We start from the raw sequence: 15,047 nt of genomic DNA on the forward strand, positions 1-15,047 counted from the left end.
AGAATGAATTTACAAATAATTTAATTAATATCGAATTTGTAATCTTTCATTTTCATTCCTGCTGTATTCCCTAACATCCTTATTGTATAGGTGAATTTAATTTCACGCTACAAATATATAAAAATTAAACATTTGTGAAAAGTATTACGCAACATGTATGACCAATTTTTGGAAAGTATGATTTTCTGTTCTATTTTTGATCCGAAAGTAATTTAAATCAGGAGATAGCAAAATGGAGAATCAGATACTACAATTTAGAGAAGAACTTGATGAAGCCAAGTTGTATTACCAACCTTCAGATGAGTTCGACAGAACTGTGAAAACCCGGTATGAGAAAATGCGGGCAGATATTTTTTCGACTGCAGAAAAAGCGGCCAAGTGGGTCGCTGGTGAAATTGCAAATGAAATTAAGCAAAAACAAAAGCTTGGCGAAAAGTGTGTTTTAGGATTGGCTACTGGTGCAACTCCGTTGGGGGTGTATTCCGAATTGATTCGTCTGCATAAGGAGGAAGATTTATCATTCCGAAATGTGATTACTTTTAATTTGGATGAGTATTATCCCATGTTGAAATTGAGCGCACAAAGCTACAATCATTACATGAACGATGTTCTCTTTAATCATATTGATATTCCTAAAAATCAAATATATGTACCTGATGGTGAGGTGAGCAAGGTTACAATTACCGGATACTGCAAAGAATATGAAAAGCTGATTGATTCTTTTGGGGGATTGGATTTTCAAATACTTGGAATTGGTCGTACGGGTCATATTGGGTTTAATGAACCTGGTTCACAATTAGATTCAATAACCCGGTTGATTATGCTCGATTCATTGACCAGACGAGATGCAGCCAAAGATTTTAATGGATTAGGTAATGTGCCTAAAGCGGCCATAACAATGGGTGTTGGAACCATATTTAAAGCCAGACGGGTTATTTTGATGGCTTGGGGTGATGGAAAAGCAACCATTGTTAAAAAGGCATTGGAAGAAAGTCAATGCGATGCGGTGCCAGCTAGCTATTTACAACGACATCCCAATGTGAAGTTCGTTTTGGATGTACCGGCTTCAAGCGAATTGTCCAGAGTGAAGAATCCTTGGTTGGTTGGCAGTGTTGAGTGGGATCGTTATTGGATTCGAAAAGCTGCTGTTTGGTTGTGTAATAAATTGCAAAAACCAATATTGAAGCTGACCAACCGCGATTATAATGACAATGGCTTAAGCGAATTGCTTGCTTTGTATGGTTCTGCTTACGAGGTTAATATTAAGGTATTTAATGATTTGCAACATACCATTACTGGTTGGCCGGGCGGTAAGCCTAATGCTGATGATTCTCATCGTCCTGAAAGGGCAGAGCCTGCCATTAAAAAAGTTTTGGTTTTTAGTCCTCACCCTGATGATGATGTGATTTCCATGGGGGGAACTTTGAAACGATTGGTGGATCAGAATCATGAAGTTCATATCGGCTATCAAACATCAGGAAATATTGCAGTTGCTGATGATGAGGCGGTGAGATATCTTTCTTTTGTGAAAAGTTTTTCACGAACTCATGATACCAACGAGGGAAATCTTCAATGTGTAATCGACGATATTCAAAAGTTTTTGTTGGAAAATAAAAAACCGGGTGGAATAGATACAGTTGAAGTACGCAATATGAAAGCCTTAATCAGAAGAGGAGAGGCAAAAGCCGCTTGTCGATTTGTTGGCGTTCGATCAAAGAACCTTCACTTTTTGGACCTCCCTTTTTATGAAACGGGTGCTGTTAAGAAAAATCCACTGGGTGAAGAAGATGTTCGGATTCTTGTGAATTTGCTTCGAAAAATACAACCACATCAGATATTTGCTGCAGGTGATTGGTCCGACCCTCATGGAACGCATCGCGTATGTTGGGAAGGGATTTATCAGGCGCTGAAAATTGTGAAGGATGAGGAATGGATGAAAGATTGCTATGTGTGGTTGTATCGTGGTGCATGGCAGGAATGGGACTTGGATGAAATTCAAATGGCGGTGCCTGTTAGCCCTGAGGAATTGCAACACAAACGAAATGCAATACTGCGTCATCAATCGCAAATGGAGAGTGCTCCATTTTTGGGGAATGATTCGAGATTATTCTGGCAAAGATCAGAAGAAAGGAATAGGGCTACAGCCGATTTATTTAACAAATTAGGCTTGGCGGAATACGAGGCAATTGAAGCTTTTGTCAGGTTTATTGTTTAGATTTATCTGGGAATTCCGAATTCAAAAGCTTGAATTCGGACTTCTCTTTAACTGGTTCATTTTAACTGTAAAAACAATAATTTCCATGTCTGGATTTTTTCTACATATCCGTTTTTTTAGAGCACTTTTTGTAATCTCTGTATTGTTGTTCTCAAATTTTAATTTGATAGCCGCTAATAAATCAGACAGATTAAAGCGAAAAGCCGACAAGGCAGCACAAATTTTTGTTGAGCAAGCTTCAAAGGACTTTGTTTACACATTTCGCTACGATAGTTTGCAAATAGATTCAGGGCAAGAAGAAATTACATTGTATATGAATCCGGTGTTTTCATATATCCCGTTTCGTCCGGAATCTGTGCTGAGGTATAAGAAAAATTTTAAGGAAGAATTGGGGCGGAGATTTCGGGATTATTCCATTCGAATGGAAAGTATGGGACAGGAAATTAGTGATTTGATTCCTAATTTCTATCGAAATGGAAGTATTGTTTTGGATTCAAATCGTTTGAATAAGAACTCGGAAGTCACCCATCCATTGGTACAAAGAATTAATAATGGGAATGACCCAATACAGGGATTAAAAAACAAACACATTGCCCTTTGGCACTCTCATGGCTGGTATTATGAAAATACACTGGACAGATGGGAATGGCAACGGGCAAGAGTTTACACAACGGTGGAAGATCTGTGGACCATGGAATTTGTAGTTCCATATATTGCGCCAATGCTCGAAAATGCTGGTGCTAATGTATTGTTCCCACGTGAAAGAGATGTGCAGAAAAATGAGGTGATTGTAGATGCCGAATGGTCTTCGGAAGGATCGGAATGTCTTGTAAATGATTCTGTTTGGGAATTGAATTCTCAATTAGGCTTTGCAAATAAATACCCTTTTTATATTGAAGGCGAAAATCCATTTGATTTGGGAAGGAGTTATCAGACAGAGGCTAGTGTTACCGAATCTTCGAAAGTGGAATACCTTCCCTGTTTTCCTGAAAAGGGAGAATATGCAGTATCTGTTTCCTATTCGGTTGATGATGATAATGTGAATGATGCACACTACACCGTATATCATGCAGGAGGAAAAGCTGAGTTTTTAGTGAATCAGAGCATGGGAGGTAAAACCTGGATTTATTTGGGAACTTTTCTTTTTGATAAAGGGAAAAATCCCGAGAAGGGAATGGTTGAATTGACTAACCAGAGTAATGAGACTGGAAAGTGGATTTCGGCGGATGCCATTCGGTTTGGCGGAGGAATGGGGAATATTGCCCGAGGGAATCCGGAAGAATTGGAGGTGTTGAAGAAGCAAAGAACAGAGTTCGGTTTTAAAATGGACTCTTGTGTTTGGCAAAAATATACAAGTAATCGACCAAGATATCAGGAGGCCGCACGTTACTATCTTCAGTATGCAGGTATGCCAGATTCATTGGTGTACAGCATTAATAAAGATTACGAGGCAGATTATAGCAATCGCGGAAAAGAGGCGGCTAAGTTTCGGAAAAAAGAAATTGGCAAAACGGATTACAAAGATGATTACATGAGTCGCGGAGAGTGGGTAGACTATTTGATAGGAGCACCCGCAGGACCAACTAAAAATGTTGATGCAGAGGGTTTGGGTATTCCAATTGATATGGCCTTGGCATTTCATACCGATGCCGGATTTACACCGAATGATTCTATCATTGGAAGTTTGGCAATTTATTCCACCACCAGAGATGAGGATTATTTTCCAAACGGACAGTCGAAATGGGCAAGCCGCGATTTAACGGATATTATTCAGTCGCAGGTTGTGGGAGACATTCGTAAAAAGTATGAGCCAAAATGGACACGAAGAGGAATGTGGAACAAGCAATATTCTGAGGCTTATCGTACCAAAGTACCTACCATGCTGTCTGAATTGTTATCGCATCATAATTTTGCCGATATGTATCAGGGAATGGATCCGAAGTTTAAATTCGATATCAGCAGAGCCTATTACAAAGGAATTCTAAAATTCTTATCATCGCAGGATGGACGAGATTATGTGGTTCAGCCTTTGCCTGTTGATCACATTCAAATCAGGGAAACCGAAAAAGGAATTGTTCTTTCATGGAAACCAGTAGCAGATCAATTGGAGCCTACTGCAATGCCTGATTTTTATAAAGTGTACACAAGAATTGAAGAGGAAGGATTTGATGAGGGAACGATTGTTACTAATTCGGAATATAATATTGCGAATTGCAAACCGGGTGTGATTTACAGTTTTAAAGTAACGGCTTTGAATAAAGGCGGAGAAAGTTTCGATTCAGAAATTCTAGCCTATTGCAAATCTGAAAATGGAAAAAAACCTGTTTTAATTGTAAATGGATTTGATCGCGTATCGGCTCCTCAGGGTTTTGATGATGGCAAATTGGCCGGTTTTGTAAGTTCGGAAGATGAGGGTGTAGCTTACAAAAGAAACATTGCCTATGTGGGTGATCAGTACGATTTCGATCGAAAGTCGAAATGGTTGGATGATGACGCTTCGGGTCATGGAAGCTCATATGCCGATCAGGAAGAAAGAATAATTCCGGGCAATAGTTTCGATTATCCTTTTGTACACGGACAGGCGGTGCGCGATAATGGTTTTGGATTTGTGTCGATGAGTGATGAGGCTTTCGAAGAATTGAATTGGAAGGCGCAGGATTATTCTGTGTTGGATTTGATTTTTGGAGAGGAAAAAACGACAAAGAGAATTTACGGCAAAGAGAATAAAGATTTTACAATCTTCACGCCCCAAATGAGAGAGGCAATCAGAAAATACATTAGCTGCGAAAATGCAAATTTGATAGTGACGGGAGCTTATGTGGGTACAGATTTGGAATTGTGTGGCGATACTTTGGCAAAATCTTTTGCCGAGGATGAATTGCATTATCAGTTCAGAACCAATCATGCAAGCAAATTGGGGAGGGTATCGCATACAAACGATGTGAGAAATAATTTTACAGGAGAATATCAATTTGAAACAGGATATTCACCTGATATATATAAGGTAGAAGCACCCGACGCGATTGAACCTAAAGGGGAAGACGCGAAAGTTCTTCTTCGTTATTCAGGAAATAATAAAAGTGCCGGTGTATTGTATGATGGAAACTATCAATCTGTAATTTTAGGATTCCCATTTGAAACACTGGAAACGAAAGAGCATCGAAATGAATTGATGAAACAGATGCTCCAATTTTTTAATCAGTAAGAAAAATAATAAAAATACAATAATTACTATGAACGAAAAGGTGACATGTTTTATTCCTTTTGGAACAAAGGAAGAGACCGAAATAACAATTAATGAGCTGATAAAATCAGATTTGGTAGCTGCGATTTATGTGGTAGGTGGCGATGAAGAATTAGAGGCTGAAGGTATTAATGTTTTAACATTGGAATCACTAACGCACGGAAAAACGATTCATGCAATTGCTGAGAAAACAGATTCTGAATATGTTTTTATCTACACAAAAACAAGTGCCTTAACTTTGGGACAATTGGCTTTGGATCGGTTTCTGAAGGTAGCCAAGGATACGAATAGTGGTTTGGTGTATTCAAATTATCGTGCGATAAAAGATGGCGTGGTTGAAAATTGCCCGGTAATCGATTATCAGGAAGGAAGTTTGAGGGATGATTTTAATTTTGGATCGGTTCTTTTTTATGATGCCAAAGTGTTAAAAGAAGCCGTGAAGGATGTCGATACTTCTTTTCGTCATGCAGGATTGTATGAATTGCGTTTGGCAGTATCTGCCCGTTCTGAATTCATGAGAATTCCGGAAGTATTGTACACCGAAGAAGAATTGGATACAAGAAAATCTGGAGATAAAATTTTCGATTACGTTGATCCTAAGAATCGCGCAGTACAAATTGAAATGGAGATTGCCTGCACCGAACATTTGAAGAGAATTGGAGCTTTTTTAGCACCAAATTTTGACAATGTTGCATTTGATGAGGGTGATTTTAAAGTGGAAGCTTCTGTCATAATTCCGGTTCGTGATCGTGTAAAAACTATCGAGGATGCAATTAAATCTGTCTTGGCTCAAAAAGCAGATGTTGATTTCAATTTAATTATCGTGGATAATTACTCTACGGATGGAACGACTGAAATTATTCAGAAATATGCAGCTATAGACAATCGTATCATTCACATTATTCCGGAACGAAAAGATTTGGGAATTGGTGGCTGTTGGAATGAGGCGGTAGCTCATGAGTCTTGCGGTAAATTTGCCATTCAGTTGGATAGCGATGACTTGTATGCCGGTGAAAGCACTGTGCAGAAAGTAGTTGATGCATTTTACAGTCAGAACTGTGCTATGGTTGTGGGAACTTATCAGATGGTGAACTTCGCATTGGAAGAAATTCCTCCTGGAATCATCGATCACAAAGAGTGGACACCGGAAAACGGAAGAAATAATGCGCTTCGTATTAATGGATTGGGAGCTCCTCGTGCATTCTATACTCCGGTATTGCGCAAGAATCCGATTCCTAATGTAAATTACGGTGAAGATTACGCTTTGGGATTAGCCATTTCGCGTAATTACCAGATTGGCAGAATTTACGATTCAATTTATATGTGTCGTCGTTGGGATGATAATTCTGATGCTTCTTTGGATATTGAAAAGATGAATACGCACAATACCTACAAAGATCGTATTCGTACCATCGAATTGAAAGCTAGAAAATTGTTGTGCAAAAAGTAGATTAAAGCACATGATTTAGACTCTGTGATCTCCGTGGTAAAAAATAGTTTAACCACCGGGAGCACAGAGATTCACAGAGAAAAAAAAGGAATACAAGCGTTATTTTTGTGAGAAAATTGATGAAAAATAATCATATGAAGCAAGTTTTTCAAATTTTAGTGGTGTTGCTGATTTCGTTAAGCTCTTGCCAGGGAAAGAAATCCCAACAAGAGGTGAAGGAATCTGTTCAACTTTTAGATTCTACAGATCAGGCAATCTTTAATTCCATTCGGGAAATTGCAGGATCGATGTCCATCGATTCATTGTCATTGGACGATCGGGTAGTTGAAGTGGCAAAAATGTTTATGCAAACAGCCTATGTTGGTGGCACTTTGGATGGGAATGAGAAAGAACAGCTGGTTGTTAATTTTCGGGAGTTGGATTGTACTACTTATTTGGAGAATGTAGTCGCTTTATCAAAAGCACTATCCAACGATTCGCTTACGACTGATGATTTTTTGAATGAACTTGAAAATCTGCGGTACCGAAATGGCAAATTGACTGATTATTCTTCGCGATTGCATTATTTTTCCGATTGGATTTATGAAAATGAAAAGAAGGGAATTGTAAAAAATATGACAGCCGAAATTGGTGGCGAAAAGTACAACAAAGCAATCAATTTTATGAGTACGCATGTCGATTCCTATCCTGCTTTAAAAGCGGATACTTCATTGGTAAAAGAGATCCGGAATACCGAAAATGAAATCAATAAAAGAGAATTGTTCTATATCCCGGAAACAAAAATCCAACAGCTTGAGGATCAAATTCAAAATGGGGATTTAATAGCCATTACTACCAAAATAGAAGGATTGGACATATCTCATGTTGGTATTGCAATTCATGTGAACGACAGATTGCACTTGATGAATGCTTCAAGCAAGGCTAAAAAAGTGATGATTTCAGATATTCCTTTGGCTGATATGCTTTTGAATAACAAATTTCAATCAGGCATCATGGTTGCCCGATTAAAATAACCTGACAGAGTCGAAGACCTGTCAGCGTTAGTATTGGTAGAATTAGAAAAGGAGTAAAGATTTTTTTGTTTGATATTGGAAAAGAATGAATGTAAACAGCATAAATAAATTAGAGAATTTATTGGAGGAGAAATCTTCCACACAGATATTAGGTGATTTTCTGAACGATCAGCTTAAAAATTGGCCTTTGGCAACAGGAAATTACAAGGGATTGGAAAAAGTGGAAGAGAAAGAATTTCAATTCGGTAATTTCAAGATCAAAGTTCAGTTTAATCCTGAAAGAATCAGATCATCTGCAGCGAAAGTAGATCAAAAGAGCATCGAAAATCGGGCTTGCTTTTTGTGTCTCGATAAACTTCCTAAAGAACAAGGTGGTATCGCTCAAGGCAATGATTTTGTGATTTTGGTAAATCCGTTTCCAATCATTCCACAACATTTTACCATTCCAAAAATCGATCATGTCGATCAGAGCTTTGTGGAGAATGTGTCAGGAATGTTGTCTTTGGCTAAAAACATGCAAGGATATACTTTATTTTATAACGGACCAAAGTGTGGCGCATCAGCTCCCGATCACATGCATTTTCAGGCAGGCAACAAAGATTTTATGCCTGTAGAAACGGAATATGCCGTTTTGAAAAATTTGCAATCGGAACTTTTAAGCAATTCAGATCAATTTGAGATGAGATCTTTCCCAAATTATCTTAGGAAAATGATTTCCATAGAGTCAGCAAGTGAAAAAGAAATGGAGAAAGCCGTTTCTGTTTTCTATAAGATTTTTGCAAATATGCAGCCCGAGGAAAAGGAACCTATGCTGAATGCCATTTGCTCTTTTGTAGAGGGAAAGTATATCATGCATTTGTTTCCACGAAAACTGCATCGTCCATCGCAATATTTTGCCGAAGGCGATGATCAATTGCTGATAAGTCCTGCATCAGTCGATTTTGGAGGTGTGTTTATCACTCCTCGTCGCGAGGATTTTGAGAAAATTACATCCGAGGATATTATTGATATTTTCAAGCAAGTAAGTGTTGACGATGAGTTTTTTAAGAAACTATGTGCTTCGGTTAAAGATAATGTAATCTGAAACGTTGCTTTTTCGAACGGGGAATTGAAATGTAAGGCGAGGGACTGTTAATGTAACAGAAGGGAGCAGGAATGTAAGCTGAGGGGCTGTTAATGTAGTAGAAGGGAGCACGAATGTAAGTCGAGGGATTGCAAATGTAATTCAAGGGAATAGGAAGGTAAGGTGAGGGACTACAATTGTAAATAGCTCTTTTTCAAATCAAACTCTAAGTAATTAAAAGAAACATGACCAATACCATACGACAATATCACGACAAGGATTTTGATGAAGTTTTGGCTTTGTGTCAAAACACTTACAAGTTCGATTCTCTTACCAAAGAGCTACTCCATGAGAAAATCTACGAAGATCCTTTTTTCGATCCTGATATTATTTGGGTTGCCGTGGAAGGAACTGCTATTGTGGGATTTTTGATGGGAACCATCCGAATGGATATTCGGGGAGTAAACTATGGCTACGTAAAACTGATGGCCGTAGAAGAATCTCATCGAAGAAAAGGAATTGCCAAGAGCATGTATGAGTTGCTCGAAAAAGAATTGCGCTCTCAAAAGGTAGATGTGATGCGTTTAGGTGATGTTCCAATGAATTATTTTATGCCGGGAATTGATCCAAGATACACCCCGGCACTTTGTTTTGCCATGCGAATGGGATTCAATCGATTTATGGATACGTCCAATCTTGTAGTCAATTTATTGGTTCGGGAATGGATTGATGAAAAGAAAATAATGGCTTTAAAATCGGATGATATTGAAGTTTGTCGTGCAACAATAGAAGACAAGGATGAATTGATGGATTTTGTGGCTGAGGAATGGAAATTGTGGCAATTTGAATTGAAAATGGCCTACAAATTGAATCCTGTTGCGATTCATGTTGCTAAGTTGAATGGAAAAATAAAAGCATTCTCGGCACATAGCGCAAATAATAAAGGATTGCCATGGTTTGGTCCTATGGGAACACATCCCGATTTGCGCGGGAAAGGAATGGGAAAAGTGTTGTTGTATCGCTGTCTGGAAGATTTGAAAAATCTGGGCTACAAAACAGCAATAATTCCATGGGTAGGACCAATCGATTTTTATTCTCACCATGCAGGAGCAGTTGTCGAAAGAGTATTCTGGAGATATGAGAAGAAGCTGGCTTACTAAAATTAGAAAAAATAAGATTAGAGGGATGATGTTTTGAGAAAATCTCATGTCTCACATCTAAAAATTATAAAATGAACGAACCACAATTACGGGTAGGTATCATGTACGAGCCTAAAATTTCATTTACACTAAATGGAATTTACATACTCCAGCAAAATGGAAAAGAATATACAGGAAAGCAAAGCGCCAGCTATGTCAATGATAAGATAGCTTTTGACGGTCTTGTAAATGAAGAACTGGTTTTCTATCCTAAATTCTACGAAGAAGGATCTTTCGATCTTTTCGATGTAACCATTGGTATCAAATTTCATTGGGAACGAAAAGAAGATCAGCGCTTCAAAGGTGCTCTGCACTTTATTTGCGAAGATGAAAAATTGACTGCGATGAATGTTCTTTCTTTGGAAGATTATTTGATCAGTGTGATATCATCTGAAATGAGTGCCACCAGCAGCATGGAACTGTTGAAAGCTCATGCAATTATTTCCCGTTCCTGGCTAATCGCGCAGGTGATAAAAGGGGCTGAATTGCAAAAATCAGAATCCAATTATCAGAGTATTGTTGAAACCGATGAGCAATATATTCGTTGGTACGATCGCGAAGATCATGTAAATTTTGATGTTTGTGCCGATGATCATTGTCAGCGTTATCAAGGCATTACCAAACAATCGACCAAACTGGTAGTCGATGCAATTGATGCCACTCGCGGATTGGTGCTAACAAGCGAAGGCAAAGTTTGCGATGCCCGTTTCTCGAAGTGTTGCGGCGGAGTTGCCGAGACCTTCGAAAATGTATGGGAACCCGAAAATCACAAATACCTGCAGGCGGTTATCGATAATCCCAAAGCACCGGCAGGATATGATCTAAATCTGAAAGATGAGGACGTGGCCGAAAAATGGATCCGTACTTCACCTGAAGCATTTTGCAATACCACCGATAAAGAAATTCTCTCACAAGTTTTGAATGATTACGATCAGGAGACCATGGATTTTTACCGTTGGGAAGTATCTTATACACAAGGAGAGATTTCAGAATTGATAGAACGAAAAACAGGAAAAGAATTTGGGCAAATTCTGAATTTAATTCCTGTTGAAAGAGGAGAGTCTGGTCGTTTAATCAAATTGAAAATTGTGGGTAAAAAACGCAGTTTGGTGATTGGAAAAGAACTGGAAATCCGTAAAGTACTTTCTGAATCACATTTATATAGCTCCGAATTTGTTGTTGAAAGAGTAGGTGAAGAAAATGGTATTCCGGCTAAATTTATTCTGATAGGTGCCGGCTGGGGACATGGTGTTGGACTTTGCCAAATTGGTGCAGCAGTAATGGGCGCAAAAGGATATAAATACGATGAAATTTTACTGCATTATTTCCGTGGAGCAGAATTGGAAAAAAGATATTAACGACAGATCTGAGATGCAAGAAGAGAGATTTGAAAGCTGTAAATAGTCTAATATCTCAATTCTCATATCTATAATCTAAACTGAAAAAGAATGTCAAAAACAAAAACTCGCTCACCATGGGCATGGATTCCATCACTTTATTTTGCTGAAGGGATTCCTTACGTTGTGGTGATGACCGTTGCCGTGATCATGTACAAAAAGCTCGGTATTTCGAATACAGATATTGCTTTGTATACTTCCTGGTTGTATTTGCCTTGGGTGATTAAGCCTTTTTGGAGTCCGATTGTGGACATCGTAAAAAGTAAACGCTGGTGGATTGTTAGTATGCAATTGTTGATTGGTGCTGGTTTGGCGGGTGTTGCATTTACTGTTCCTACAACATTCTTTTTTCAATCTACATTGGCTTTTTTGTGGTTGCTGGCTTTTAGTTCGGCAACTCACGATATAGCTGCTGATGGATTTTATATGTATGGCTTAGATACAAATAAGCAGGCATACTTTATTGGAATCAGGAGTACTTTCTATCGATTAGCCATGATTACCGGGCAAGGACTTTTGATTATCCTGGCAGGATATTTCGAGACGACTAAGCTGTTCGGGAATACCGAAAATAACATTCCATTGGCATGGTCGCTAACATTTTATATTTTGGCAGCAGGGTTTTTGCTGTTTGGCGTTTATCACAAATTTGCTCTTCCATATCCTCAAGAAGACGAAGATCGCGAAGTGAAAAGTTTTTCCGGAGTGTTTGCTGATTTTGGAGAAACCTTTCTTACTTTTTTCATGAAAAAGGATATTTGGAAAATAGTAGGATTGCTTTTGGTGTATCGTTTGGGCGAATCTCAATTGGTGAAAATGGCATCTCCTTTTCTTCTCGATCCTAAAGAGGTTGGTGGATTAGGACTAACTACAAGCGATGTTGGATTAGTTTATGGAACCATAGGAATTCTTTTTCTGACCTTAGGAGGTTTGTTGGGTGGATTTTTAGCTTCTAAAAACGGATTGAAACATTGGCTGTGGCCGATGGTTATCGCCATTAACTTACCAAATCTGGTATATGTATACCTTTCCTATGCATTGCCCGAATCTTTCTTTTTAATTTGTGCCTCGGTGGCAGTAGAGCAATTTGGCTATGGTTTCGGTTTCACGGCCTATATGCTTTATCAGATTTATGTCTCCGAAGGAAAACACAAAACGGCTCATTTTGCATTCTGTACGGGGTTAATGGCTTTGGGAATGATGTTGCCAGGAATGATTTCCGGTTGGTTGCAAGAATTATTGGGCTATCAGCACTTCTTCGTTTGGGTAATAATATGTACCATCCCAAGTTTTATTATGGTGAAATTGATTCATGTAGATCCTAAATTTGGTATTAAAAAAGGAATCAATGAAACGTCCACGAGTAAATAATTATTAACTCACAAACAGGGATGATTATTTGCGGGTGGTAAGTTCCATCTGGCAACTGAATAAAAATTATAAGCAGATGAAAAATAGAATTGCATTTTTGGGAGATAGCTTAACCGAGGGAGGAAGTTGGGATGAATTTTTCCCTGCTTACGAAACGGCCAATTTCGGAATATCCGGAGAGCGGTCTGATGAAATCCTTTTTCGATTGGATGAGGTTCTGTTTTGGGAACCTAAAAAGATTTTTCTGATGATGGGCATTAACGATCTGGGCGAGGGCTTGGGTTATGAGAAGGTCCTTAAAAATCATCAAAAATTATTTTCAATAATGAAGGAGCATAAGGACATTGAATTGATTGTTCAAAGTCTTTTGCCTATTAATGATACGATGCTTGAAAGTGCCAATTTTAATGGAACTAAAATTTTTGAGCTTAACTATCATCTGAGAGATTTGTGTGAGAAAGAGAAGATCACTTTCGTGGATTTGTATACGGCTTTTTCAACCTATACCAACCAACTGATACATGATTATACGAACGACGGTTTGCATTTAAATGAAGCTGGTTATAGAATATGGCAGAATTGCCTGCAGTCTCAAAATCTCATCTAAAATCAATTGCGTCCTAAACGTTTTGTGGAATAGCTTTTACTTTATTCATTTAGATGGTATTATGTGCGTGATTTCTTTAAAGGGGATTATTTAAATTACATGTTGATTGGCATCTATTTTAAAGAGTTTTTGTTTTGCCTCTAAGATTTAGTAAGACCGGGAAGCTGAGCCCCGATAGCTATCGGGGTTGTTCGAAGATCACCCGGCCGCACTTAAGCTTGAGGTAAATAAGAAAGCTTTTTTAAATGTAGCCTTGATTTTTTTTGCTTCCGTTTTTTGTATTAAGACAAAAAATGAAGTCGGGTTTGGGCGGATAGCCCAATACAAAAAATAAATAGGACAATGTTGATCTAAAATCTAGATAATGAAAAAAACAGAACGTTTAATGGCTTTGGATGCCTTTCGGGGATTGACGATTGCTGCCATGATTACTGTGAATACTCCGGGTAGTTGGGGGCATGTTTACGCTCCATTGCTCCATTCCAAGTGGCATGGTTGTACGCCGACCGATCTGGTGTTTCCTTTCTTTCTATTTGCTGTTGGCGTTGCCATGTGGTTTGCTTTCGGAAAATTCGATCATAAATTAAGCCCCGAGGCAGGAAAGAAGATTCTGAAGCGAACCGTAATCATTTTCGGGATTGGTTTGTTGTTAAATGCGTTTCCATTTGTTCAGATTAAATTGGAAGATTTTCGGATAATGGGCGTTTTGCAGCGAATTGCCTTGGCTTATGGAATAGGAAGTTTGCTTTGTTTGTCGCTGAGTAAAATTCGATTGGTGTATGCCTCAGCCGTAATCCTTTTGGCATATTGGGGATTGGTTTTTTTCCTTGGCGGTGATGATCCATATAGTTTAGAAGGAAATCCGACAATGGCCTTCGATGCCATGATTCTTGGTGCAAGTCATATGTACAAGGGCTTTGGAGTAACTTTTGATCCGGAAGGATTGTTTAGTACTCTTCCTGCAATTGCAACGGTGATTCTTGGATATCTTTCTGGATTTTTAATCGCGTCCACCGAGCGAAAGAAGTTGGTTCTAAAGTTATTGATGTTTGGTTCTTTAGGTGTGATTGTTGGCTTGATTTGGAATTTGGGATTTCCTATTAATAAACCAATCTGGTCTAGTTCTTATGTGGTTTACACCGCAGGTTTAGCCCTTTTGGTTTTAGCTGTAATGATTTACCTGATCGATATTTTGGAGTACAAGAAATGGGCTCATCCTTTTCTGGTTTTCGGAATGAATCCTCTATTCATTTATGTTCTTTCAGGAGTTTGGGTAAGAGTGATTATTTATTTGGTTCACTTTTCAGATCAGGCTGGAAATTCAATGACCGGATACGCCTGGTTGTATAAAAATGCATTTGCATCCTGGGCAGGAGATATGAACGGGTCGTTATTTTTTGCTCTGGCTCATATAATGGTCTATTGGCTTATCGTGCTATTTCTCTACCGACGGAAGATTTTTATTAAAATATAAAAGAAAAGCTTCGG

Annotated in this window: 10 protein-coding genes; all 10 read left to right on the forward strand. The window is 38.5% G+C overall.

All coding sequences use genetic code 11. The features are described from left to right. The first annotated feature begins 232 nt into the window (after positions 1-232). The 10 genes from nagB (at position 233) to ALGA_RS11015 (ending at position 15,033) form a co-directional block, all read left to right on the forward strand. Positions 233-2,215, forward strand: coding sequence for a glucosamine-6-phosphate deaminase (gene nagB, locus ALGA_RS10970; protein WP_096429342.1), 1,983 nt, complete (start codon positions 233-235; stop codon positions 2,213-2,215). 85 nt (positions 2,216-2,300) lie between these two features. Further along, positions 2,301-5,420, forward strand: a complete 3,120-nt coding sequence (locus ALGA_RS10975; protein WP_145957616.1) for a golvesin C-terminal-like domain-containing protein — start codon at positions 2,301-2,303, stop codon at positions 5,418-5,420. A gap of 28 nt (positions 5,421-5,448) precedes the next feature. Next, the gene (locus ALGA_RS10980; protein WP_096429344.1) at positions 5,449-6,909 is read left to right on the forward strand and encodes a glycosyltransferase family 2 protein; all 1,461 of its coding nucleotides are present in this window, start codon (positions 5,449-5,451) and stop codon (positions 6,907-6,909) included. A 134-nt stretch (positions 6,910-7,043) separates the two neighbouring features. Further along, positions 7,044-7,922, forward strand: coding sequence for an N-acetylmuramoyl-L-alanine amidase-like domain-containing protein (locus ALGA_RS10985; RefSeq protein WP_162845432.1), 879 nt, complete (start codon positions 7,044-7,046; stop codon positions 7,920-7,922). Positions 7,923-8,007: 85 nt separating this feature from the next. After that, positions 8,008-9,006: a DUF4922 domain-containing protein gene (locus ALGA_RS10990; RefSeq protein ID WP_096429346.1), complete on the forward strand. Its 999-nt coding sequence runs from the start codon at positions 8,008-8,010 to the stop codon at positions 9,004-9,006. A gap of 224 nt (positions 9,007-9,230) precedes the next feature. Then, positions 9,231-10,145: a GNAT family N-acetyltransferase gene (locus ALGA_RS10995; RefSeq protein WP_096429347.1), complete on the forward strand. Its 915-nt coding sequence runs from the start codon at positions 9,231-9,233 to the stop codon at positions 10,143-10,145. A gap of 71 nt (positions 10,146-10,216) precedes the next feature. Then, positions 10,217-11,542, forward strand: a complete 1,326-nt coding sequence (locus ALGA_RS11000; RefSeq protein WP_096429348.1) for a SpoIID/LytB domain-containing protein — start codon at positions 10,217-10,219, stop codon at positions 11,540-11,542. Positions 11,543-11,632: 90 nt separating this feature from the next. Further along, a complete protein-coding gene (locus ALGA_RS11005; protein WP_096429349.1) occupies positions 11,633-12,952 on the forward strand; it encodes an MFS transporter in 1,320 nt (439 codons plus the stop codon). Between the two features lie 76 nt (positions 12,953-13,028). Continuing rightward, the gene (locus ALGA_RS11010; RefSeq protein ID WP_096429350.1) at positions 13,029-13,559 is read left to right on the forward strand and encodes a GDSL-type esterase/lipase family protein; all 531 of its coding nucleotides are present in this window, start codon (positions 13,029-13,031) and stop codon (positions 13,557-13,559) included. 364 nt (positions 13,560-13,923) lie between these two features. After that, entirely contained in the window at positions 13,924-15,033 is a 1,110-nt protein-coding gene (locus tag ALGA_RS11015) for an acyltransferase family protein (protein ID WP_096429351.1), read from the forward strand. The last annotated feature ends 14 nt before the right edge of the window (positions 15,034-15,047 follow it).

Origin of the sequence: Labilibaculum antarcticum (genome assembly GCF_002356295.1) — a bacterium.
Classification (GTDB): Bacteria; Bacteroidota; Bacteroidia; order Bacteroidales; family Marinifilaceae; genus Labilibaculum; species Labilibaculum antarcticum.